Origin of the sequence: Paenibacillus sp. A14, from assembly GCF_036864815.1 — a bacterium.
In the GTDB taxonomy this organism is placed as follows: Bacteria; Bacillota; Bacilli; order Paenibacillales; family Paenibacillaceae; genus Fontibacillus; species Fontibacillus sanfengchensis.
This window is the reverse complement of sequence record NZ_JBAGJD010000001.1, coordinates 611,527-635,989: the sequence shown is the minus strand read 5'-3', so window position 1 is coordinate 635,989 and position 24,463 is coordinate 611,527. Positions and strand designations below refer to the sequence as shown.

Annotated in this window: 21 protein-coding genes; 20 read left to right on the top strand and 1 reads right to left on the bottom strand. The window is 54.4% G+C overall.

The annotated features are described in order from the left end of the window. The first annotated feature begins 299 nt into the window (after positions 1-299). From V4U88_RS03130 to spoVM, 7 genes are all read left to right on the top strand, one after another. The gene (locus tag V4U88_RS03130; protein WP_334071764.1) at positions 300-2,627 is read left to right on the top strand and encodes a DUF5704 domain-containing protein; all 2,328 of its coding nucleotides are present in this window, start codon (positions 300-302) and stop codon (positions 2,625-2,627) included. A gap of 228 nt (positions 2,628-2,855) precedes the next feature. Next, complete coding sequence (rlmN, locus tag V4U88_RS03125; RefSeq protein ID WP_334071763.1) at positions 2,856-3,902, top strand: 23S rRNA (adenine(2503)-C(2))-methyltransferase RlmN; 1,047 nt, start codon at positions 2,856-2,858, stop codon at positions 3,900-3,902. Between the two features lie 6 nt (positions 3,903-3,908). Continuing rightward, positions 3,909-4,676, top strand: a complete 768-nt coding sequence (locus tag V4U88_RS03120; RefSeq protein WP_334071762.1) for a Stp1/IreP family PP2C-type Ser/Thr phosphatase — start codon at positions 3,909-3,911, stop codon at positions 4,674-4,676. Continuing rightward, positions 4,673-6,829 (top strand): Stk1 family PASTA domain-containing Ser/Thr kinase, encoded by a 2,157-nt coding sequence (pknB, locus tag V4U88_RS03115; RefSeq protein WP_334071761.1) that lies wholly within the window; start codon positions 4,673-4,675, stop codon positions 6,827-6,829. Before V4U88_RS03120 ends, pknB begins: the two co-directional genes overlap by 4 nt. 32 nt (positions 6,830-6,861) lie before the next feature. Next, positions 6,862-7,770: a ribosome small subunit-dependent GTPase A gene (gene rsgA, locus V4U88_RS03110; RefSeq protein ID WP_334071760.1), complete on the top strand. Its 909-nt coding sequence runs from the start codon at positions 6,862-6,864 to the stop codon at positions 7,768-7,770. 4 nt (positions 7,771-7,774) lie between these two features. Further along, the gene (rpe, locus tag V4U88_RS03105; protein WP_334071759.1) at positions 7,775-8,437 is read left to right on the top strand and encodes a ribulose-phosphate 3-epimerase; all 663 of its coding nucleotides are present in this window, start codon (positions 7,775-7,777) and stop codon (positions 8,435-8,437) included. A gap of 155 nt (positions 8,438-8,592) precedes the next feature. Further along, on the top strand, positions 8,593-8,673 hold the full coding sequence (spoVM, locus tag V4U88_RS03100) for a stage V sporulation protein SpoVM (RefSeq protein WP_036621610.1): 81 nt from the start codon (positions 8,593-8,595) through the stop codon (positions 8,671-8,673). A gap of 98 nt (positions 8,674-8,771) precedes the next feature. Here spoVM and rpmB read toward each other — a convergent pair whose 3' ends face one another. Beyond that, on the bottom strand, positions 8,772-8,960 hold the full coding sequence (gene rpmB, locus V4U88_RS03095) for a 50S ribosomal protein L28 (RefSeq protein WP_044479170.1): 189 nt from the start codon (positions 8,958-8,960) through the stop codon (positions 8,772-8,774). Between the two features lie 292 nt (positions 8,961-9,252). Between rpmB and V4U88_RS03090 the strand changes: the two genes are divergently transcribed. From V4U88_RS03090 to V4U88_RS03030, 13 genes are all read left to right on the top strand, one after another. After that, complete coding sequence (locus tag V4U88_RS03090) at positions 9,253-9,612, top strand: Asp23/Gls24 family envelope stress response protein (protein WP_334071758.1); 360 nt, start codon at positions 9,253-9,255, stop codon at positions 9,610-9,612. Between the two features lie 14 nt (positions 9,613-9,626). Next, a complete protein-coding gene (locus tag V4U88_RS03085; RefSeq protein WP_334071756.1) occupies positions 9,627-11,405 on the top strand; it encodes a DAK2 domain-containing protein in 1,779 nt (592 codons plus the stop codon). A gap of 29 nt (positions 11,406-11,434) precedes the next feature. Next, a complete protein-coding gene (locus V4U88_RS03080; RefSeq protein WP_334071755.1) occupies positions 11,435-12,304 on the top strand; it encodes a DegV family protein in 870 nt (289 codons plus the stop codon). Between the two features lie 67 nt (positions 12,305-12,371). Next, positions 12,372-14,417, top strand: a complete 2,046-nt coding sequence (recG, locus tag V4U88_RS03075) for an ATP-dependent DNA helicase RecG (RefSeq protein WP_334071754.1) — start codon at positions 12,372-12,374, stop codon at positions 14,415-14,417. A 164-nt stretch (positions 14,418-14,581) separates the two neighbouring features. Further along, the gene (locus V4U88_RS03070) at positions 14,582-14,869 is read left to right on the top strand and encodes a stage VI sporulation protein F (RefSeq protein WP_334071753.1); all 288 of its coding nucleotides are present in this window, start codon (positions 14,582-14,584) and stop codon (positions 14,867-14,869) included. Between the two features lie 299 nt (positions 14,870-15,168). After that, entirely contained in the window at positions 15,169-15,849 is a 681-nt protein-coding gene (locus V4U88_RS03065; RefSeq protein ID WP_334071752.1) for a TetR/AcrR family transcriptional regulator, read from the top strand. Positions 15,850-15,880: 31 nt separating this feature from the next. Then, a complete protein-coding gene (gene map / locus V4U88_RS03060) occupies positions 15,881-16,627 on the top strand; it encodes a type I methionyl aminopeptidase (RefSeq protein WP_334071751.1) in 747 nt (248 codons plus the stop codon). A 209-nt stretch (positions 16,628-16,836) separates the two neighbouring features. Then, positions 16,837-17,223, top strand: coding sequence for a hypothetical protein (locus V4U88_RS03055; protein ID WP_334071750.1), 387 nt, complete (start codon positions 16,837-16,839; stop codon positions 17,221-17,223). Further along, positions 17,220-18,458, top strand: a complete 1,239-nt coding sequence (locus V4U88_RS03050; protein WP_334071749.1) for a DNA polymerase IV — start codon at positions 17,220-17,222, stop codon at positions 18,456-18,458. Before V4U88_RS03055 ends, V4U88_RS03050 begins: the two co-directional genes overlap by 4 nt. Beyond that, complete coding sequence (locus tag V4U88_RS03045; protein ID WP_334071748.1) at positions 18,455-18,784, top strand: YolD-like family protein; 330 nt, start codon at positions 18,455-18,457, stop codon at positions 18,782-18,784. The genes V4U88_RS03050 and V4U88_RS03045 overlap by 4 nt, the downstream gene beginning before the upstream one ends. A 716-nt stretch (positions 18,785-19,500) precedes the next feature. After that, positions 19,501-21,726 carry a hypothetical protein gene (locus tag V4U88_RS03040; RefSeq protein ID WP_334071747.1) on the top strand — a complete coding sequence of 742 codons (2,226 nt, stop codon included), beginning with the start codon at positions 19,501-19,503 and terminating at the stop codon, positions 21,724-21,726. Positions 21,727-21,778: 52 nt separating this feature from the next. Beyond that, the gene (locus V4U88_RS03035; protein WP_334071746.1) at positions 21,779-22,972 is read left to right on the top strand and encodes a HEAT repeat domain-containing protein; all 1,194 of its coding nucleotides are present in this window, start codon (positions 21,779-21,781) and stop codon (positions 22,970-22,972) included. Between the two features lie 43 nt (positions 22,973-23,015). Beyond that, on the top strand, positions 23,016-24,392 hold the full coding sequence (locus tag V4U88_RS03030) for a glycosyltransferase family 2 protein (protein ID WP_334072058.1): 1,377 nt from the start codon (positions 23,016-23,018) through the stop codon (positions 24,390-24,392). Positions 24,393-24,463 lie beyond the last annotated feature (71 nt).

The following is a 24,463-nucleotide window of genomic DNA, read 5'->3' as shown; positions in this document are numbered from 1 at the left end:
CTACCGGCCAGTCTCTTGATGGAATAGATGGTTTTCGAGACCGGACAGAGAAGCTAATTAAAGACCGACTCTACCAATACTTTCATAGTCCTCAAACTTTAAATTATAAGTATGAAGGATATAAAAAGAGCACAGTCTCAGCTCCTTCTGGTGGATCTATAAGTAATGGCGATCCTCAGCAATTTACTTACGATGGAACCTTCCCGATATACTATATCTACTTCTATTACACACCTAATGGCCCTCCTCCCCAAGGCGGCTGCACGGTTCCCGTGCCCGGAAAGGTAATGGAGGCCACTTTGAATTCACCCGATCCTTCCGGGGTTATTCGGGCGGATTCGCGCGGAAGGGAGAGGTTTGAGGTTTTGGATGGTATTCCGACGACGGAGAGTCTATACGGGAACGTCCTTGCCAAGAGCTATCTATCTCAAAATAGGTTTGTCGAGATGAGCGGGAAATGTACTTTTCCTGTCACTGTAAACCGGACGTATCACCTTTCCTGGGATCCCGGGAAAAAGGTGACCCGGCCGGACGGATCAACCTACACCGCACCTAATCCGCAGTCGGATACTGTGGAGAGGTCTTACGATTATACGATTGAAAGGTCCTATTCTTATTGGGTCATCGACAACCTGGAAGTCTATAAGATTAGCGAGGCCGCGCTTTGGAATTATGCTTTTGAGGGGGGCGGCATTCGAATTCGGCCTGCGGGCTATCAACCTCCCAGCTTTGCAACTTCTAAAACCAGCGGGTTTACGCCGCCATCCCCGCCTGGCAGCGTAGAGGCTCCGTCAAGGAGTATTTCAGGCGGCCGCTCGAAACCCGGTGTACCGACGGAGAATCTTAAGTCCTATGCGGAATCCGTCGTTAAAAAGGTGAAGGTCCAGAATGATTCTTTCTCTTTTAACGGCGGAACGGTTATGAACGGTTCTCCAACCGAACAAACGGGACTAATGCCGGGAAAAATTCCCGTGGCCGCCAGAATCGGCGAGAATGTGCTGTATTCTCCGGGCAACCTCATTCCGATGAGCAAAACAAACCGGGCGGATCAGCCTAGTACCGGTACGATTTATTACTCCCTGATGAGCGGTAATATCAATGGCGGGGCCGACGTGAGCTATCCCATCTATGGAATCAACCCGGTTACGGTGCATACCCCTGTGGTCATGTATCCGGATATTTCGGACGATCGTGCCCACAATCAGAAGACCAACCCTGCACGGGGGCGTTCGGCGGTGATTTTGGACAGGCCGTTTACGGTGGAGATGCCAAACTGCGGACAGCACACCAACTATAAAGGGTACGGCTACAATGATTACTTTAAGTATATCGGGAGCAAGCAGGTGCGTTTCCCTTTCGACGTGTACAGTGAGAGCCGAACTGTGTTTTATCCGAAAAATACTTGGATCGAGGTGGACAAGGCCCGGGAGTCCTTTTTGTTCTATCTTCCGGTTTGGGTGGATGAAGGGTATTATGAGGTCGAGTTTATGACGGTGGCCCACAATGCTCCTGGTGGTGCGAGCCGACAGATCAACGCCAATCTGGATCTGAATCACCATGTCGCCTATGATACGGTACCGGTTGACGTAATCGGCCGGGTTTATGATTTACGGGTTACGGACATCGCCGATTACAATTGGGAGACGGTTTTTCGGGCTTCCCCCGGCGCTGCTGCGCCTACAGGTGCCGCCTATTGGGTTGGACTCAATGGTATCGATGGGGGGAAGCGGGGAAACCTGGCGCCTTTTACGCTGCCTATCCGGCCGGGGAGCCATCCACTTTACCGAAATGCGGTCGTCAAAACCGGATATCATTTTAAATTCGACCTAAAAACGAAGGGCAACATGTTTGGGTTGCGGGATTCCATCCGGATAACTCCGTCCTTTTATTTTGTCGGCGCCCAAGACGGGTCAAGGATCCCGGTGGATTTATATTATCACGCGGGTCAGCGAAGCTATGTTAAAATCGGCTCGGCCGGGGACCGTGTACAGCGCTATGTTATTTTGAACGACCGGCTGCGCCATGTTCCTGCCGAAGAACTGATCGATACGGCCCTGTATAAATACGATCACGATTATTCGTTTGACCAGATTGCGGGGATCAGCAGAAGTCAATATGTACAAATCTATATGCAGAAGATAGCGCGGCAGAAATCGCCTGTCGGCCGGTTTAGTTTGCTGCAGTTGAACTCCCGCATCCGTACACTGATCGGGCCCAAACGCGGAATCCCTGCGGGGGTAGACCCGGCAAGAGCCAACGCGTCCGTGCAGAAATGGTATGGCGAATACAGTCTTCCCGCCGACGTTTATGCCGTCAAAGCGGGAACGAATGTTGCCGAATTTGGAAGGACCCATAACGGTCTCACGGATCGGTCGCCGATTTTTTTGCGGAATGGGTACATCGTCGTCAATTTTAATGTGGAGACGGTCCGAAACGAAGAAAATGGCCGACCTCACCTGCAATACATCCATGCCCCGTTGATGAACCAATGGTTTGACATGGAGGGCTTTGGGCGTCAGGAGACGGACTCCTACGGCCGTAGGTTCTCTTTCATGGACGGCGACGTTGTCTTCTATGAAGCGGACCGTTCCAGCAGGGACGACTTTCGTTCCCTGGTTACGCATTAAAAGCCGGCGGGTACAGAAACTACAACTGAAAAGCTTGCCAAAAGGCAAGGTCGGGGTGATGGTTTTGTGACTGAAGCCCCGGCCTTTTTGCTCTAATTTAGGAAAGGATTTACTGGGGGGTTCGGCCTGGAAGTACGGGTGCTCTTTAGTGTCACCGTGATCTATGCTAAAATAGGAAGAATGAGTAGGGCAAAACGATTGTAAATTTAAACGAATAGGTGTGTGAGAATGAAACCCTTTATATATGATTACAGCTTGGAAGAACTTCAGGAGTGGGCGGTAGCCCAGGGGGAACCGGCTTTTCGCGGGGGTCAGATTTTTGATTGGCTTTACGTGAAGCGGGTTAATTCTTTTGATGAAATGACCAATCTGTCCAAAACGCTGCGCCAAAAGCTTGACGAGCAGTTTGCTTTTGTGACGCTCAATGAAATCACGAAATACGAATCGAAGGACGGAACCGTTAAGTTCTTGTTCGGATTGCATGACGACCATGCAATTGAGACGGTTATCATGAAACATAACTACGGCAACAGCATTTGCGTGACGACCCAGGTGGGTTGCCGGGTGGGTTGCACGTTTTGCGCCTCCACCTTGGGGGGGCTCAAACGAAACCTAACGCCCGGAGAAATTGTGGCCCAGGTTGTCCAAGCCCAAAAAATTCTCGATCCCCGAGGCGAACGGGTTAGCAGCATAGTGATTATGGGGACGGGCGAGCCGTTTGAGAATTATGAGGCCACGATGAAATTTTTGCGGATTATGATTCACGAAAAGGGCTTGAACATCGGTCAACGGCATATTACTGTATCAACGAGCGGGATCGTCCCGAATATTTATAAATTTGCCGATGAAGATACACAGATCAATCTGGCGATTTCGATTCACGCGCCGAATGATGCGCTGCGATCCAAGCTGATGCCGGTCAACCGCCGTTTTCCATTCGATGACGTGATGGGGGCGCTGCGTTACTATATCGCCAAAACGGGACGAAGAGTTACCTTTGAATATGCCTTGATCGGGGGCGTCAACGACCGCCCGGAACATGCGGAGGAACTGGCAAGTGTTCTTAAGAGCATGCTCTGCCACGTCAACTTGATTCCGGTCAATCATGTGCCGGAACGTAAGTATGTCAGGACATCAAGAAATGACATCTTTCAGTTTCAACGCATTTTGGCGGAAAAGGGCATCAACGTCACGATCCGCCGGGAGCAAGGCCATGATATCGCGGCTGCCTGCGGTCAATTGCGGGCGAAGCATATGGAGTCTGGTGCGAGGTGATCAAATTTGATAAAGACTGTTTTTGTGAGTGACATCGGGCGGGTGCGCTCGGTCAATGAAGACAGCTCCTGGGTTGAGCGGTTGGAACAGGGGTACACGTTAGCCATTGTGGCCGACGGGATGGGCGGACATCAAGCCGGGGACAGAGCGAGCAAGCTGGCGGTGGATACCATCGTCCAGGATCTGCATCAACTGCCCTCCGGCCTATCGGCCGAGGAATGCGGCGAGAGCTTGGAGCGGGCGATTTTACATGCGAATGAAGTCGTATATCGTGAAGCTTCGGAGCATGAAGAATACCGCAATATGGGAACGACGGTGGTCGCCGTGCTTCTAGGCGAAAATGAGGGCCGAATCGGACATATCGGCGACAGCCGGGTTTATAAATTCAGCCGGGGCGAGCTGGTCCAGCTCACCGAGGACCACTCTTTGGTCAACGAACTGCTGAAAACCAAACAGATCAGCGAGCAGGAAGCCCAGGTGCATCCCCACAGAAATGTGGTAACCCGGGCTTTGGGAACCGACCCGACAGTGGCCGTTGACCTGTACCCCGTTTCCTTGGAGCAAGGCGAGATTTTACTGCTCTGCAGCGATGGGCTCAGCAATTATGTAACCCTGGAACAGATGACCCGAACGCTCGGAGCGGAGGATCTGGAGTTGAATGATCGCGCCGACCGTTTGCTGCGGCTTGCTTTGATCGCCGGAGGCGACGATAACATCACCGTGGCTTTGCTGGAGCATTCCGGGGAAGACGGGGTAAAGGAGTGGAACACATGATCGGACACGAATTGGGCGGTCGTTATCAGATAATCGAGCGGGTCGGAGGCGGCGGGATGGCCCTGGTCTACAAGGCGCAGGATATCCTGTTAAACCGTTTCGTGGCCATAAAAGTGCTGCGACAGCAATTTGTGAATGACGAGGAGTTCATTCGACGTTTTCGCCGGGAAGCGCAATCGGCCGCATCTTTATCCCATCCGAATATCGTCAGCGTTTATGATGTAGGGCAGGAAGAGGATGTCCATTACATCGTTATGGAATACGTGGAGGGCCAAAACTTAAACGAGATCATCAAGGAACGTGCGCCTCTGCAGGTGGAAGAATCCGTACGGATCGCTTCGCAAATTGCGGACGCGCTGGATCATGCCCATCAGAACCAGATTATTCACCGTGATATTAAACCTCATAACATTTTGATCGGCAAAAATGGGCGCGTAAAAGTGACGGATTTCGGGATTGCCCGCGCGGTAACCTCGGCGACCATCACCCAGACCGGGTCGGTCGTGGGATCCGTACACTACTTCTCGCCGGAGCATGCCAAAGGCGTGGCTACCGGGGAGAAATCGGATTTGTATTCGCTGGGGATCGTGCTCTATCAAATGCTTACGGGCCGCCTTCCTTTTCTGGGGGAAAGTCCGATCAGCGTGGCGCTGAAGCACCTTCAGGAGCATTTTGACGAGCCACGGGCCGTCAATCCGATGATCCCGCAGAGCGTGGAGAATATCATTCTGAAGTCGATGCGCAAGAGCCCTGCCGAGCGATACCAGTCGGCGAAAGAGATGCTGCGTGACCTGGAGACTTGCCTGCTGCCGGAAAGACGGCTGGAGTCCAAGCTCTCGTTCTCCGACGAGGAGGATGAGGACAGTACGCGCATTGTGCCGGCGATCAAGCCGCAAAGTGCGTCGGCTGCCGGAGGCACGAAGCGATCGCGCGACGCTCAGGCTCCGGAGGAGCCGCGAAATACCGCCAAGAAATCCGCCGACAAGAAAAAAGCCATCTTGTGGATAAGTCTTACTGTCATTTTACTTATCGCCATGCTCGGCGTTGCTTGGTATGTGAACAAAATGGTGACCGTTCCTGAGGTCAAGGTGCCAAGCATATTGAATATGTCTGAACAGGATGCGAGCAGTCGTCTTACTGACGCAGGTCTTGCGGTAGGCACGATTAAACGGGAATACAAGGAAGGCGTAAACGAGGGATTCGTCTACGAACAGAGCAAGCCCGAAGGAACGATTGTGAGGGAAGGCTCAACTCTCGATTTCACGGTAAGTACGGCCAAGCCGATCGAGACGAAGAAAATGCCTTCATTGACGGGGGGCACTTATACTTACGAGGAAGCAGTCGCGGAACTCACCGGCCTGGGGATTGATGAAGACCGTATCAGCAAGGTCGAGGAACAGAACAATGAGGTGGAAGCCGGCAAAGTGTTCGGACAAAGTCCGGATGCCAACACCGATTACGATCCGGAGGCAGTAAGTATCGTACTTAAAGTCAGCTCGGGACCGAAAGAGGTGGTTATGCCGAATCTCGTAAATATGACGCGGGAGCAGGCGGAAGCGGAACTGAAGAAGCTAGGCCTCGTTCTGGCGAAAGACGGGATCAAGGAGAAGCAGAGCTACGAAATTGCCGCCGGTAAAGTGGTGGAGCAATGGCCGTATAATCCTAACGAAAAAGTCGAGCCCGGCAAAGAAGTGACGCTGTTCATCAGCTCGGGCTACCCGCCTGAAGCGATCGAATATACCTTTGAGGTGCCGGTCGCTCCCGCCGCCGAAGGCCAGATGAGTAAAATCGGGCTGATCGTCGAGGACGCCCGGGGAGAGAATCAGGATATGGGGACCACGAAAGTAGGCAAACCGCAGTACCTGTCGGTGAATATGATCCTCGCTCCGAACAAGGACGGGGTCGTCAAGGTATACCGTGACGGGGCGTTCCTGGAGGCTTATCCTGTATCCTATATCGATGCCAAACAGGGAACCGTGCCGGTTCTGCCGCTTCCGGGAAGCGAGCAGACGGAGGAACAGTCCGAATATGAGGAACCGATGGACGACATTCCGGACACCGGCATGATCCAAGCCAATTCGTTGGCCAAAGCTGAGAAGAATAGCGGCAAAGCAAACGGAAGAGGTAAGGGAAATGGCAACAAAGACAAATAAGGCAGATCGACGCGAAAGTGAGGCCAGCCTATATGCCTGAAGGCTTGATTGTTAAGGCATTGAGCGGATATTACTATGTGAAGCCCGACGCCGCGGCGCCCGGAGAAACCATCCAGTGCCGCGGACGGGGGATTTTTAAGAAAAAGGGCTTGTCCCCGCTGGTAGGCGACCGGGTTCTATATTCGCCTACCGAAAACGGCGAGGGGACAGTCGATGAAATTTTGCCCCGTGAAACCGAGCTGATCCGGCCTCCGATCGCTAATGCGAAGCTGGCCGTGCTGCTCTTTTCCTTGAAGGAACCGGATTTGAACCTGCAGTTACTGGACAAGTTCCTGGTCCATATCGAGCATGCCGGCCTTAAAACGTTGATTTGCCTGACCAAGGAAGATTTGCTGGGAGAATCGGAGGACGGCAATATTCAGGATCTGACCGCCCAGGTGCAGGAAATGTACCAACGAATCGGCTACGAGGTTCTGATTACAAGCTCAAAGACCGGGCTTGGGACAGAGGAAGTCAAGGCCAGCCTTGCCGGGGAAATCAGTGTGTTCTCGGGACAATCGGGCGTGGGGAAATCCTCTTTGCTGAACGCCATGCTGCCGGGCCTTTCCTTGGAAACGAGCGAAATCAGCATGAAGCTGGGACGCGGCCGTCATACCACGCGGCATGTGGAACTGATCGAGCTTGAAAACGGGGGGTATGTGGCGGATACGCCGGGGTTTAGCCAGCTTGATTTTTTGGAGCTCGGGATTGAAGAACTGTCCTCCTGTTTCCGGGAGTTCCACGATTATGCGGACGCGTGCAAATTCCGGGGCTGCAGCCATCTTCACGAGCCGGGCTGCAAAGTAAGGGAAGCCGCCGCCGAGGGAGCCATCGCCTCAAGCCGCTACGAACACTATGTGCAGTTCCATGAAGAGATGAAAGACAAAAAACGGAGGTATTAGCTTCATGTCCAATGTCTATATTGCCCCATCCATCTTATCGGCGAATTTTGCCAAACTCGGCGAAGAAGTAGCCGACGTAGAGCGCGGAGGAGCGGATTGGCTTCATGTCGACGTCATGGACGGCCATTTCGTGCCGAACCTGACGTTCGGACCGCTCGTCATGGGTGCGATTGCGCCGCTGACCAATCTCCCGCTTGACGTGCATCTGATGATCGAGAAGCCGGAGCAATGCATTCCGGCATTTGCCGATGCCGGCGCCCATGTGCTCACCGTACACGCCGAAGCGTGCGTGCATTTGCACCGCGTAATTCACCTGATTAAGGAGCATGGTGTCAAAGCCGGCGTAGCTATCAATCCGGCCACACCGGCCGCGGCGATTCGCGAGGTGCTGGAGGATATCGACCTGGCGCTGGTCATGACCGTGAATCCGGGATTTGGCGGACAGGCGTTTATTCCGGGAACGTTGCGGAAAATCCGCCAACTGCACGCTTGGAAACAGGAGCTGGGGCTGAACCATTTGCGCATCGAAGTCGACGGCGGCATTTCGGCCGAAACGGCGCCGCTCGTGACGGAAGCGGGAGCGGATGTGCTGGTTGCGGGAAACGCGGTATTCGGACGGCCTGATCGGCGCGAGGCAATCGCGGAAATCAGAAACCGGGTGAAGTAGTTGTCCAGTGGAATAGGGCTGCGCCATAGCGCATACAATGGGTTACATGAGCAGAGTTCTCATGTAGCCTTTTTTTTGCGGGAAAAAATACACGAGGAAGAGGCGCGAAACATACAATATGGGTGAAGGCATGAGAATGATGGGGAGGGTGAACGATGAAATTTTACACATTCAAGCTGCCTAAATTTTTGGGAGGTTTTGTTAAGGCTGTTTTGAACACGTTTCACAAAAACTAGGGCAGGCGCATCCCTGAAACGGATCAGAGAAATCGGGAAGCACCAAAAAAGCACCTCTACTAGAAAAGGTGCTTTTTGTCTATATGCTTATTTGAGCCTTACACGCGAGTCACTTTACCGGATTTCAAAGCCCGGGTGCTGACATATACGCGTTTCGGTTTACCGTCTACCAAGATCCGTACCTTTTGCACGTTCACGCCCCAAGAACGACGGTTACGGTTGTTGGCATGGGAAACATGGTTACCGCTGCTTGGCTTTTTGCCTGTTACATAGCATTTGCGAGACATTTCATTACACCTCCTGTTCCAAATACACCTGTCTTGAAATAAGGTTCATTATCAAGTTCACGGTTATTGTTCAACCCGGCCGTGAGGGCGGGTGATTTCCTGGACCCTGCCTACAGGCAGAGGAAACCTCATAAAACAATACTTAAATATAATATCATAGTAAAAAAAGCTCCGTCAACCGATCCGCAAACATTATTTCGGGGCTATTCCCATCTTTTATTTATTTCTCTTTATTCTTATAGTACAATATTGTTTAGTCCATAATAATTTCAAGGGAGGAGTGAGTGCAGACGTGGCTATACAATTGGATACTCCATATGGACGCATCGATATCTCGGATGAAGCGATCGCGGTTATCGCCGGATCGGCCGCCATGGAATGTTATGGACTCGTGGGAATGGCAAGCCGAAAGCAATTTAAAGACGGCATCGCCGAATTGCTGGGGCGCGAAAACTTGGCCCGCGGTGTGGAAGTCAAGCTGGATAATAACCGATTGGCAATTTATCTTTATATTATAGTCAGTTACGGCACGAAAATTTCCGAGGTAGCACACAACATCCAACAAAAAGTGAAATACGTGTTGAATGAAGTCGTCGGGCTTGAGGTGGCCGAGGTGGGCGTCGTCGTTCAAGGCGTACGTGTATCAAGCTAGGAAGGGGAATTCTCTTGAGTAAGCGTTCTATTAATGGAACAGATTTTACCGCCATGGTCCTTGCCGGGGCGGAGCGTTTGAGCCGGCATGCCGAGCATGTCAACTCCCTGAACGTATTTCCGGTTCCCGATGGGGATACCGGGACCAATATGAATCTAACGATGACAGCCGGCGTGGCCGAGCTGAAAAATAACGGAACGGGCGGCGTAGGCAGCCGGGCGGGCGTTTTGTCCAAAGGGTTGCTGATGGGCGCGCGTGGAAATTCAGGGGTTATTCTTTCCCAGTTATTCCGCGGTTTCAGCCGTTCCGTTGCCGCTTACGATGAACTGAATACTGTTCAGTTTGCCGCAGCTCTGCAAAACGGCGTTGATACCGCTTATAAAGCGGTGGTGAAGCCGGTGGAAGGAACGATTCTTACCGTGGCCAAGGAAGCCGCCAAGCATGCGGTATTTTATGCCCGTCGCACCACGGATATCACCGAGCTGATGACCGAAGTCCTGGGCAAAGCCAAGGAAGCGCTGGCCAGCACGCCGGAGCTTCTGCCTGTCTTGAAACAGGTAGGCGTCGTCGATTCGGGCGGCCAGGGACTGGTATATATTTATGAGGGATTTCTGGAGCAATTGACCGGCAAAGTGCAGCCGTACATACCTGCTCAGGAAGCGGCAAGCAGAGTCTTGTCTCCGGCGCGCCCGGTTGAGGCGCCGGCAGCGGCCGTCAACCATCCTGCCCATCACGCGTCCGCACAAGCCCAATTGGATACTGAGGATATCGAGTTTTTATACGATATGGAATTTTTCATCAACCGTAAGCTGGGCGCCGGACCGGGGAGCAATTTCGATGAGGATCAGTTCCGGAAAGCGCTGTCAGTGAACGGCGATTCGATTATCGTGATCGCCGATGACGAAGTGATCAAGGTCCATGTCCATTCCAAAGAGCCAGGCGAAGTGCTGAATCTGGCACTGCGCTACGGGGAAATTACGCAGATTCACATTTTGAATATGCGCGAGCAGCACCGCGATCTGTTGACCGCGGGGATGGATGCGGCACCGATGCCGGAACTGTTTGCCGAAATCCCGGCCGAACCGGTCCGCGAAAATGATCCGGCCGAACTGCCGGCCCACGAGATCGCACCTTATGGATTTATCGCCGTGGCTTCCGGGCAAGGGATTACGGATATTTTCAAAAGCCTGGGCGTCGACGTCGTTCTGTCGGGCGGTCAAACGATGAACCCGAGCACCGAGGATTTCGTGAAGGCCATTCATTCGATTTCGGCACAGCACATTTTTGTCCTACCCAACAATTCCAACATTGTGCTTGCGGCGCAACAAGCCAGAGATCTGCTGGAAGGGGAGCGCAGCGTGACGGTCATTCCGAGCAAAAGCATTCCGCAAGGAATTGCCGCGGCATTTGCCTTCCAGGAAGAGGAGAGCGCCGAGAGCAACTCGGACAATATGATCCGCGCCGTGCAGCATGTAAAGACGGGACAAGTCACTTACGCTGTGCGGGACACGGTGTTCGACGACCTGGAAATTACCGCGGGCCATTATATCGGCATTACGGATTCCAAAATTGTAAGCACGGAGGAAGGGCTGCTGGAGACAAGCCAAGCGCTGCTTGCGAAAATGCTGGCCGGCGGAGACGAAATCGTTACGATTCTGGTCGGGGAAGAAGCCACTCCGGAAATCACCGGACTTCTTTCCGCCTGGATTCATGATACTTATCCCGATGTTGAAGTAGAAGTACACAACGGCGGCCAGCCGATTTATTATTATCTGTTCTCTGTCGAATCTTAAGGCGGGGAAAGAGAAGAGGGGGATTCTATTTGAAGCAGGCTGTTATCGTTGCCGACAGTACGGCCGATGTTCCAAAGAGCATGGTGGAGGAATATGGGATTCACATCGTGCCGATGCGGCTCGCCTTTGGAGACGAGTCCTATCTGGAAGGCATCGACATTACCGCCTCGGAGTTCTACGATAAACTTACCAAGTCCCGTGAACTGCCGACGACTTCACAAACCTCTCCGTCCCAGTATGTTGAGGTATACCGGGAGCTGATGCGGAAGCACCCCGGTTCCCCGATCATTTCGATCCATATTTCTTCCGGCATGAGCGGAACGTACCAGTCGGCCCGGTTGGCCAAGGAAATGCTGGAAGAGGAGGCCGGGGAGCCGGCCGATATCACGGTCATCGACTCGCTGTGCGCGACATACGGGTTCGGCCTTCAGGTCGTTCTGGCCGCCCGGATGGCCAAGCAGGGCGCAACCGCCGAGGAAATCCGCGCCGAGGTGGAACGCGTCGGCAAAGGACGCAGATTGTATTTTCTGGTGGATGTGCTGGAATATTTGCAGAAGGGCGGCCGGATCGGAAAGGCGGCGGCCATTCTGGGAACGCTGCTCAACATTAAGCCGATTTTGTCGGTAGACCGGGAAGGCATTATTTATGCGGTCGACAAAGTCAGGGGTCACAAAAAGGCGGTATCCCGCGTGATCGAGCTGTTCAAAAAGGACTTTGGTGATCACAAGGATGTTCATATCGCGGTCTGCGACGCGGTAAACCCGGAAGGGGCCGAGGAGATCATCCGGCTGATGTCCGAACACTTTACATTGCATGAGGTAGTCCGCACAAGCATTGGAGCGGTGGTCGGCACCCATGTGGGACCGGGAACCGTGGCCGTGTTCGTGTGGCCGGCCTAGAACCCCGGATGGAGCGTGACCCTTCGCGGGATATCATGCATCAGGGTTGTTAAAGCGAGGGATCTAGATGAACTTAAACGACATCCCGGTAAAGCAAGTCAACGGCGTGAGTGCTCTTAAAGCAGAAGAGCTTCACGCCTTTGGCATCTTTACGGTGAACGATTTGATCGAATATTATCCGTTCCGTTACGAAGACTACCGGCTTCGCTCTTTAACGGAGGCGAAGGACGGGGATAAAATTACCGTCCAGGCCAAAATTATGGGCGTCCCCGTGCTGCAGCGTTACGGCAAAAAATCCAGAATGACCTGCAAGATGGTAGCCGAGGACTGGATGTTTACGGCGACGTGGTTCAACCGCCATTTCCTGCGGAGCGAGCTGACGGCGGGGCGGGATATTATTTTGACGGGCAAATGGGATTTGCGGCGCAGTCAGATGACGGTGTCCGAATCGGAATTCCCGGATAAAGGGACGATGCGAAGCGGGAGCCTGCAGCCGGTCTACTCCGTCGGCGGCAAGATTACACAGGCGTGGATGCGCAAAACGATCGGGCAGGCACTGCAGCAGTATGGGGAGATGATTCCGGAGAATCTGCCGCCGGAGCTGCTGCGTCAGTATGATCTGATGGCCCGGCGCCGGGCGATCCAGCGGATTCACCAGCCCCAGGACAGCGAGGAAGGCCAGCAGGCCCGCCGCCGGATGGTCTATGAGGAGCTGTTTCTGTTCCAATTGAAGCTCCAGGCCTACCGGGCCATGAACCACGAGCGGATGGACGGCGTCAAGCATGAGGTCGACAATGCGACCGTGCGCGAATTCGTGCGCAGCCTGCCCTTTGAGCTGACGGATGCGCAGAAAAAGGTCGAGCTGGAGATTCTGAAGGACATGCGCTCGCCATATTGCATGAATCGGCTTCTGCAAGGGGATGTCGGCTCGGGAAAAACGGTGGTAGCCGCGATCGCGCTGTTTGCGGCGGTTAAATCCGGGCACCAGGGTGCTTTTATGGTGCCGACGGAAATTTTGGCCGAGCAGCATATGCGCTCGTTGACCCGGTTGTTCGAGCCGTTCGGCATTACCGTCGGCCTGCTGACGGGCAGCGTGACAGGACGGAAGCGCAAGGACTTGCTGGCTTCGCTGCAGATGGGCATGACGGATATCGTCGTCGGCACGCATGCGCTGATTCAGGAGGATGTGTTTTTTCGTTCACTCAGCCTGGTCGTCACGGATGAGCAGCACCGCTTTGGCGTAAATCAGCGGAGCATCTTGCGGCGCAAGGGCTTCAATCCGGACGTGCTGACGATGACCGCCACGCCGATTCCGCGGACGCTGGCGATCACGGCTTTCGGGGACATGGACGTATCCACCCTGTCGGAACGGCCGAAAGGGCGGAAGCCGATTTTGACTTACTGGGTCAAGCAAGAGATGATGGACCGGGTCCTCGGGTTTATTTCGCGGGAAATCACGCAGGGACGGCAGGCCTATCTCATCTGTCCGCTGATTGAGGAATCGGAGAAGCTGGATGTGCAGAACGCCATCGACCTGTATGTCGGCATGCAGCAGGCCTTCCCGGATTTCAAGGTCGGCCTGCTGCACGGACGGATGACGGCCGCGGAGAAAGACGAAGTGATGCGCGCCTTCTACGACAACGAAGTGCAGCTGCTCGTCTCGACGACGGTCGTCGAGGTCGGCGTGGACGTGCCGAACGCGACGCTGATGATCGTCATGGATGCCGACCGCTTCGGTTTGTCGCAGCTGCACCAGCTGCGCGGCCGCGTAGGCCGGGGGGAGCACGCGTCCTATTGCGTGCTCATCGCCGATCCGAAGTCGGAGGTCGGTCAGGAACGGATGAAGGTCATGACCGATACGGACGACGGCTTCGAAGTGGCCCGGCGGGACCTGGAGCTGCGCGGTCCCGGGGATTTCTTCGGCACCAAGCAGAGCGGGGTTCCGGAGTTTCGAATCGCGGACATGGTCAGCGATTATGCCGTGCTGGAGGCGGCGCGGGACGATGCCGCCCGGCTGGTCGGCGACCCGTCCTTCTGGACGTCGCCGCAGTATGAACCGCTGCGGGAGTTTTTGCGGCGGGAGCAGATTTTGCAGGGCGAGCTGATCGATTAGCCCGGCAATCCCCAAAATACCACGCCATCAGGGGCGTGGTATTTTCGTCTGCGATCCGACGCAGTAGGGAGGGACGCCGTCCCTGTTTTTTTCGGCACTATGTACAGCCATTCCCGCATATAAGTAGAGAGAAGGCCTTGAGGGACGGGAGGTGTAGAGTGCCGTTGAGTTATCATCAATATGGAATCAGTCCGCAGCTGGTGGAACGGGTCAAGCTGAAAATGAAGAATCCGGCGACCAAAGAGCGGGTGAAAAAACTGGTGGAAGGGTTGACCAAAGCCGACCTGCAGGATCGTGTCAAGGTTCGCCGGCTGGTCAAATCGGCAGCCGCGCTGCTGAACGAAAGGTTGAGCGGCGTCCAGGAGGAGCAGATCGTTCAATTTGTTGTGGCCCAAAGAATCGATCCGCAGAGCACGCTCCACTTGATCAGGCTGTGGAGCATGTTTCGCTAGACTTCAAACATATGTCTTCTTGCCGAAGCCATTGTCGGCAAACTCGGTCAGCCGGAATGTTCCGGCTGATTTTTCATTAACGGAAGGTAAGGGGAATTGGGGCGATGGGTCTGTCCGGTGTAAAGGTTAGGTAGTGCGTTAACGGGATTTTAACCGGAGATGCGGGAACGATAAATTTAATGGGCATGTAAAAATGAAGGTTAGGTTGGAGAATTGCCCTTGCGTAGAGAGAAGATTTGTTGTATTTTTAAATTGACATGGTAGTAGGTCGAAAATAAAACGCAGGTGGTGACACATCCATGACCCCTCGGACGAAGGAACAGAACGAACAGATCCGGAACCTTCGGATGTCGCAGATATTAAGGGCGGCGGCCGATGTTTATCTCGATCGGGGCCTGCTGATGGAGATCCGCGATGTGGCCGCTGAGGCCGGATTGGGCTACGGAACGGTCTACCATTATTACAAAAATAAAACCGATCTCCTGCATGATTTGCTGCTGCAGGCGATGAGCCGGGCGGAGGAGATGCTGGCGGCAGGGCTACCTGTGGCCGGCGCCGCCAGCGGCGCTCGGGCGCCGGCCGTGTCCGGGCGGGGCCTTTACGCGGACGCGCAGGCCGCCCCCCGCACGGCCGCAAACGGAGCGGAGCCGCCGCAGAGGGCCCTCGCCGTCAAACTGCTCCAGGCCTGGGCGGACGACCATGCCCTTTACTTGGCCTGCCGCCTGGGGAGCGAGCAATTCCGCCCGCTTCCCGAAGCGCAGGCGGAGCGGCTCGCGGCCGCTTTCCGCGAGCAGGTGCTGCGCCCGTTGGCCGCGATTCTCGGCGTCCTCCCCACCGGCCCGCAAGCGGCGGCGGACGGCGGGGATCCCGGCCGCCGGGCCGAATGGCTGCTCGCCGCTTTGACCGGCTGCGCCTTGGCCCCACTCCGCCGGGGGACGCTGCGCGACGAGGCGGTCCAGATCGCGGGATTTTTATTTTGAATTTCATTTTTTGTAGAGTGGAGCGAAGGCAATGATTATGTTGAAATCCCCCAGGGAAATCGAAGAAATGAAAGCGGCGAGCCAGATTGTGGCCGATTGCCACAGAGAGGTCGCCAAACTGATCGAGCCTGGCATCACCACGCTCGAGATCAACAATTTTGTCGCCAAGCACATCATTAAATTGGGCGGCAAGCAGTTTACCAAAGGCTACAACGGATTCCCCGCGGAAACCTGCGCCTCGGTCAATGATGTGGTAGCTCACGGCTTTCCGTCCTCCAGACCGCTGCAGGAAGGCGATCTGCTCAAGCTGGATATCGTGGCGGAATACGGCGGCTGGTTCGGCGACTCCTGCTGGTGTTATACGATCGGCAAGCCCAGTCCTGCCGTGGAGCGCTTGCTCAAGGTCACCAAGGAATGCCTCGAGCTGGGCATTGCGCAGGCGATTCCGGGCAACCGGCTCGGGGATATTACCTCGGCCATCCAGAAGCACGCGGAATCGCACGGGTATTCCGTAGTCCGCGACCTTCTGGCCCACGGGATCGGCCGCTCGCTGCATGAAGAGCCGAGCTACGAGCATGTCGGGGTCGCCGGAAAAGGCGTGCGGCTCAAGGAAGGCATGGTTTTTACGATCGAGCCGATGATCAACGAAGGAACTTTCCGGATATCAATCGATGCGGACGGATGGACGGCCAGGACGGCGGACGGCAAACTTTCGGCCCAGTACGAGCATACCGTGGCGCTGACCGCAGATGGACCGCTTATTTTGACCGCTCACTGATTAGCGGGGAGAGAAACAAAGGCCGGGGAACCGAGGACAACAGGTTCTCGGCTTTTTTTATGCGTATTGTCTGTAGCCCCAGTTCCCTGCTTTATATCCAGCAATAACCTGTTGTCAAAGGGAATGTTTGTTCGTATTATGAATATAATAAGAACAAACGTTCTTATGGAAGGTGAAAGTATGGGATGGGTTGTTAGGAGTGGGGACGCATGAAGAAAATTCCTTGGCAAACGCCGGAAGAGGCGGAATTCGTGAAGGACTACTTGCTGCTCCCCCTGATGCTGGATGTGCTGGAGCGGGACCGGATCGCGATGGGCAGGGCGGGCTTGAAAATGCCGGAGGTCTACGGTGTTCTGATCCGGCTGTTGCAGGAGGCGGTTACCGCCGACTTGGCCCAAGCCCGGAAAGGAATGAGGGAACACGGGATGAAGGTATACGAAGAACGGCGTACTTCATTGGGAATGGAAGCGCGGTATCTCTGCCGGGGCTACCATTATGAATTTTCTATGCTGTGGGGGCTCATCAGAGCGGAGATGCTGCAGCGGTTTTGCGCTTATTTGGGCATTGACATTGCGGAGATGGGGATAGGGTCATGAAGGCGGACGAGCGAATCGTGATGCTGGGAGACTGCCAGTCCTTTTATGCGAGCGTGGAAAAAGCGGACCACCCCCAATACAAGCACCGCCCGCTGGTCGTCGCCGGGGATCCGGAGCGCCGCTCCGGTATCGTGCTTGCGGCCTGCCCCAAAGCCAAGCAGTACGGGATTACGACGGCCGAAACGCTGGGCACGGCGCTGGCTAAATGCCGGGACCTTGTCGTGATGCGGCCGCGGATGGAGCGGTATATCCAGGTCTCGATGCAGATTACGGACATTATGAAGCAGTTCACGGACCTGGTTGAGCCTTACAGCATCGATGAGCAGCATCTGGATGTTACCGGGAGTCTTGCCTTGTTCGGCGATCCCATCTTGCTGGCCCGCCAAATTCAGGAGGAGATTCGGAGAAGGACGGGGGTATATACCCGGTTTGGCATTAGCTATAACAAGGCAGTCAGTAAAATGGCCTGTGATAATTTCGCCAAAAAAAATGCGGACGGCATCTTTGTTCTGTCTAAAGAAAAGTTGCCGGAGAAGCTCTGGCCGCTGCCGATCCGGAATATGTTCATGGTCGGGTCCCGGATGGAGCGCCACTTTCAGCGGATGGGCATCCGCACGATCGGACAGCTTGCGGCGACGCCGCTATCCCGGTTGCGGCAGCGCTGGGGCGTAAACGGCGAAGTGCTGTGGCGCATCGCCAACGGGATCGACCCTTCGCCTGTGAATCCGGGCAGCCACCAGGGCGAGAAATCCGTCGGCCATGAAATGACGCTGCCTCGCGATTACCACACGCTCCGGGAAATTGCGGTCCCGCTCCTGGAGCTGACCGAGCTTGTCTGCCGGCGCTGCCGTGACAAGGGGTACATGGGCGGCGTAGTGAGCGTGGGCTGCCGGGGAGCGGATTTCGATCATCCGACGGGATTTTCCCGCCAGATGAAGCTGGGGGATCCGACGAATATCACCAACCAGATTTATCCTGCGGTGATGAGCCTTTTTCGCCGACATTGGGACGGCCAGCCCGTGCGGAAGGTGGGGGTGACCCTGTCGGGGCTGGTGCGGGACGATGAGTATCAGCTGCTGCTTTTTGACGAGCGCCCCAAATATCAGGCTTTGGAGAAGGCCACGGATGAAATCAAACGGAAATACGGGGAATCGGCGATATTGCGGGCGGTTTCCCTGACCGCACCAGGCCAGGCCCGGGATCGGGCCGGCAAGATAGGAGGGCATTACCGGTGAAAGGAAAGCTGCACGGCAACGGGCTGTGGGAGTCGTCGAGAATGATGCTCCCCGAGCATAAAGAAGCGATTTTAGAATATAACCGCAGATTACACCGACATGCGCGTGTCCTATTGGATGAGCAGGAGATGGAGGAAATTTCCCGGCGGATTGCCCGGTCGTTAAGAGAGCATCGAGAGATTGGCTTGAAGCTTTACGGAGAATTCGAGGGCCGGCGGGTCCGGGGAGTTGTGGAGGCAGTGCGGCCGGGGGAGCGCCGTTTCCGGCTGAATACGGGTAAGGACGTGGAATGGATCGCGTTTACGGATATCGTTTCGGCGGAATGACAACGGGAGAAGAAACGGAAAAGAACTTTGAACAGCCAAAGGGCTGTTCTTTTTTTGTCCAGGGATTGGAGCAGGAGGCGCAGAGAAAGAAAAAAACGGGAATGAAGTCCTCTGCAAATCTGGGAAGGAAGTCGCTAATCCGGATAAAATGCAGATCGACCGAAAATGGGGTGAAGGTGGGTCAATCAACCAAAGGGCCTAAAATGGGACCAAGGTATGCTTTTTATCACATGGACTGTAAACTTCAAACCTGCAAAAATCCGCGGTATTATGCGATTTTCAGCTAAGACTTAGGTATCAATTTTGTAACCTTTATGGAAATGCGTGTAAAAAAAGAGCGAAACTTCGAATTATTTGTTGCGTCTAACTAGGGCGAAAAGGCTCAGGCTACTTCTCGTGAAAACAATCGTTTGGAAATATCTCATGAAATGTAGGGGTTTTCAAAAGTGTTTTCACGAACAAACCAGGCAGGCGGTTGGGACAGGGGGATTCCTAATTTTGGGAAATAGGTGCCAAAGACGCGGCGGTTTTCCCGGAAAGGACCCAAAAACAAAACACTTCCATCAGCCTAGTTACATTCCATGTTCACTTGGGTAATGATAGAAGTAATTTCAGGAGTGGAGGTGTGTGAGGGACCGTACTGATCATCGCCTGCATACAAAAAGATAGCGAGGTGAAAAAAAGGGGTCAGCGATTTATTGATCTCTTAAGGACCGATGACAAGATTAGCGCGAAAAAGGCTAGCCATTTGGATTGCGCTCGGCGCGGCCCTGATCGCCGGGGGGATTGCTTTATACTTATGGATGAAGCCGCCGATCCCTGTCAGCTCCGCCACTTCCGATGGGGCTAACATGAAATTCCAAACCTCGGGAGACAAGTTCATGGAATACCGGGGCGACGGGGTCTGGAAGGAGATCTTCGTAAAGGGCGTTAATTTGGGCGCGACGGTTCCCGGGCATTTTCCGGGAGAATTCCCGATCACCGAAGAGGATTATCTGCGTTGGTTCCAGCAAATTGACGATATGGGCGCCAACGTTATCCGGATTTATACGGTACACAATCCGGTGTTTTATAAGTCGCTGGTGAAATACAACCGGGATAAAGTAGACGACCCGTTGTATTTTATACAGGGAATCTGGTCTCCGGAGGAACAGCTGATCGAGCTGCAGGACGCGTACAATCCGGGGATTAAGGAAAAATTCCACAAGGAGATCGAAAAGGCGGTCAAAGCGGTATACGGCGATTTGAATATCGACCCGGTTCCCGGAGAATCGGGAGGAAAATATACCGCCAACGCAGGTCCTTTTCTGATGGGCTGGCACATCGGAACCGAATGGGATCCCGAGATGGTCGACAATACCAACAAAGTGCATGCGGGAACGGAACCTTACAAAGGCAAGCACTTTTCGGCCAAGGCGGATGCAAGTCCGTTCGAAAGCTGGCTCGCCGAACTGGTTGACCATACGGCCCAATTGGAGAAAAAATACGATTGGGAGCACCCGATCACCTTTACTAACTGGGTGACGACGGACGTGCTGAAGCATCCGGGGGAACCGCTGTTCGAAGAGGATCTGGCCAGCGTCGATGCGACGAAAATCGAGCCGGTCCACTGGGAAGCGGGATACTTTGCGGCGTATCACGTCTACCCGTACTATCCGGATTTCTTCCACCTTGATAAAACGCTGGAGACGATTCCGGAGGGGAACGATTATAACACGTACAAGGCGTATCTGAAGCAATTGAAGGCGCATTACAAGGATATCCCGGTCATGGTTACGGAATACGGTGTTCCTTCTTCGCTCGGCGTATCGCACTTGGGCCGCGGCGGACGAAATCAGGGCGGCCACAGTGAGGAGGAGCAGGGCGAAATCAACGTGTCTTTGACCAAGGACATCTACGATGAGGGGTATGCGGGTGCGATTCTGTTCATGTGGCAGGACGAATGGTTTAAGAAAACGTGGAACACGATGCGCTTTGAAATTCCGGAAGACCGGCGCTCGTACTGGCTGAACGTGCTGACCAACGAAAAACTTTTCGGTCTGCTGTCGCTGGGACCCGGCAAAGAGGACCAAATTGTCATCGACGGTAACTTGAACGACTGGGCCGCTTTGGGCGAAGGGGAAGTTAAGTCGTGGGAAAATCCTGCCCCCGGCATGAAGCAGCTCCGCGTAACGCATGACGAAGCTTACGTTTATGTGGGCATGACGCTGGAAAAGCCGTTTGATCCGAAAAGCAGTCAGGTGTACCTGGGCACTGATATTTTGCCCGGCGGCGACCAGCCGGTAACCGAACTGCCCGGCAAATCGCTGAGCGAAGGTCTGGAAGGCATGATCGTGGTCGGGGCGGACGAAGAAACCCAGGTGAAAGTAGCTCCGAGCTACGATTTCCACCAGCGCTTATACGGTCGATACGGTTACTGGATGCTGGAGGATCCGACTGCGGAACGGAAGAAACAGTTCCAGCCATGGAAACTGGCGGTGAGTTTGACGATGACGCCTCCCGATACCCGCTTTGCCAACCCGTTCAAGGATATGACGGTCGGCAAGCTGTTTAGGGGCACATCGGACCGGAACAGCGATGCGTTCAACTCGCTGACTTCATGGCAATACAGCGGCAATGAGGTAGAGCTGCGCATTCCATGGATGCTGCTGGGCTTCGCGGATCCGAGCTCTTTGCAGGTGATCGATTACGGACCGCTTAAGAAAGACCGCACCTTCGCCACGACGAAAACGCAAGGCATTACCTTCGTTCCGTGGATCAAAGACCGGGCCAGCGGAAACGTATCCTGGCCGGGAGGCGCAAGCGGAACGCTCGATCTGGGCGGACAGCCGAAATATACTTGGTCCCCTTGGGAAACGGTCAAATATACGGAGCATTTAAAGTCAGGCTACTATGCTTTGAAGGAGTTTTACGAAACTCTGCCGGATCACAGATCCCCATAGCTATGACGACACAGACCATCGTGCTTGTATCAGGAAGGAGGAGCTATTCTTTATGTATTCGCACCTTACCGTAGCGATCTATTTCGTTTACGGTTGCCTAGGATTAATTCTCACAGGGATACTGACGTTGTTCTGGAGCCGGATCAGAGCGATCCGCACGGCAAAGAAGACGGAGATGTATCTGCAGAAACATCAGGAATATTTCAGATTTGTTCAAACCCACTTAAACGGGGTTTCCGAATTGCCGCTGCCTCCGGGCAAGCTGACCCCACTGGAACGGCGGGTCATTCAGCAAAGGCTGATGGAATGGATCGAGCAGCTGAAAGGCGATTTGCGCGACAAGCTGATAAAGCTGTGTCATGATGCGGGGTTCGTCGACGACGATATCCAGCTCCTGGACAGCTTGCTCTACGGCCGGCGGATCGCGGCGGCTTACCGCCTCGGCGGAATGCGGGCGGCGGAAGCCGTGCCGAGAATGCTGCTCATGCTGGAGCAGCAAAAGTACAGCCCGCTGTCGATCGTGATCGCCCGCTCGATCGCCAAGTGCGCGGAACGCGAGGAGCAGCTTACGGAGATGCTGAAGCATCTGCTCCGGCACGGCAAGCCGATTCATAATCTGGCGGCGGATATCCTGACGGAAACGAGCCTGGATGCCAGCCGGCTTCTGCTGAAGCTGCTGGATGACGACAATCAAGACTTTGTCAAAGTGGCGCTCGTCGCCATGTGGGGGCAGGCCGTGCCAGAGGTTGTCCCTTCGCTGGACCGTCTGGTCGGAGCCGAGGAGAAAGAGGTACGGGCAAGCGCGGTCAAACTTTATTTAAGCTCTAATCCCGTTCTGAAGGACGAAACGATCCGTCAATTGATGTCGGACACGGATTGGGAAGTGCGGGCCGCCGTAGCCAAAGCGCTGGGCAATATGCATGCCGCCGGCAGCATGCCGCTGCTCCGTACGGCTCTGCAGGATCCGCATTGGCGGGTGCGCAACAACAGTGCGGAAAGCTTGGCCAAGCTGGGTGAAACCGGATTTGAGGTGCTGTGCCAAATCGCTAAGCACGGTTCCGGGGTCGAGCGCGAAACCGCTTTGTATTATGTGGAAAAGACGATGGCGCAAGAGGGCGAACATCAGAAGCTGGATCAGATGGTTGCCCACAACAAAAAGAAGCTGCTGTACGAACGGTATTTCGGCGTTGCCGACGCAAAGCCGGTTCGGCAGGTCGCAGCGGTCGGAGGGGATTATACTGCTTAGGGATATCTTGCTCATTTACGGCCTATTTGCGACGTACTACGTGATGACCGTAAATGTACTCTATTTTTCGATCATGACTTTTTCGTTCCGCAATATTATGACGATTTTCCGTCGGGCGGCGTATTCCAAGTACAATACGCTTTCCGGGTCCGAGCTGGTGCCGTCCATTTCTCTATTGGTTCCGGCGTATAACGAGGAACTGACGGTCATTGAAAATGTGAAATGTCTAATGACCCTGAATTACCCGACCTATGAGGTCATCGTCATCAACGACGGCTCCAGCGATGATACGCTCGGCGTGCTGCGGAGAGAATTCGGGCTTGAGCTGCTGCCGAATCCGGAGATGCGAAACTCGATCGACTGCCAGCCGATTAAAGCGGTCTATCACAATCCTCAGTATCCGCATCTGTATGTAATTGATAAACCGAACGGAGGCAAGGCCGATTCGCTCAACGCAGGCATTAATTTGTCCCACTATCCGCTGATTTCTTCCATTGACGCGGACTCCTTGCTGGAGAAGGACGCCTTGATCCGGATGGCGCGGATGTATATGGAGAACCCGGAAGAAACCGTGGCCATCGGCGGCGATGTTCGCATCGCAAACGGCTGCGTGATCGAGAACGGGGCGGTCAAGGAAATATCGCTGCCGCGTAAAATGTGGCCGATGTTCCAGGCGGTCGAATACCTCAAGGCCTTCCTTGGCGGCCGGATCGGCTGGAGCTCTATCAACGGCTTGATCATCGTGTCCGGCGCCTTCGGTCTTTTCCGCAAAGATTACGTCATTGCGGTCGGGGGCTACCGGGGCGGATATCCCGGAGAGGATATGAACATTATTATCAAGCTGCACCGCTATATGCTGGAAAACAAACTGAAATACCGCGTCGCCTTCTGTCCGGAGGCGGTCTGCTGGACCCAAGCTCCGGACACGTACCGGATTCTCTCCAACCAGCGCAAACGCTGGGGCCGGGGAAATCTTAAAAATATGATCGAAAACTACGACATGGCGTTCAATCCGAGGTACAAGGTGATGGGCCTGCTGACGATGCCTTACAACATTATTTTTGAGGCGCTGAACCCTTACTTCAAGATTACGGGTCTTCTGGCACTGATCGGTTACACGATGATGGATATGACGCATTGGCGAGTACTCGCGGTTTTCTGGCTGATCAACTTCCTCAGCGGCTATTTGCTCAGTATCGGGGCGCTGCTGCTGGAGGAATTGGCTTTCAAACGGTTTCGCAAGCTGTCCGACCTCGTTCGGATGATGCTTTATTCCATGTTTAAATTTTTCGGATACGCCCAGCTCGGCGGGCTGTGGCGGATTCAAGGGCACATTCAATATTTGCGCAACAACAACTCCTGGGGGACGATGACCCGGCAAAGCTGGCAAGAGAAGAGCGACAAGGCCAAACCGGCGTAATCCGCATTCCCTGAAGGGAGTTGATGCAGAGGTCAGAACCGGCCAAATCCTTGGCTGAGACAAAAATCTAT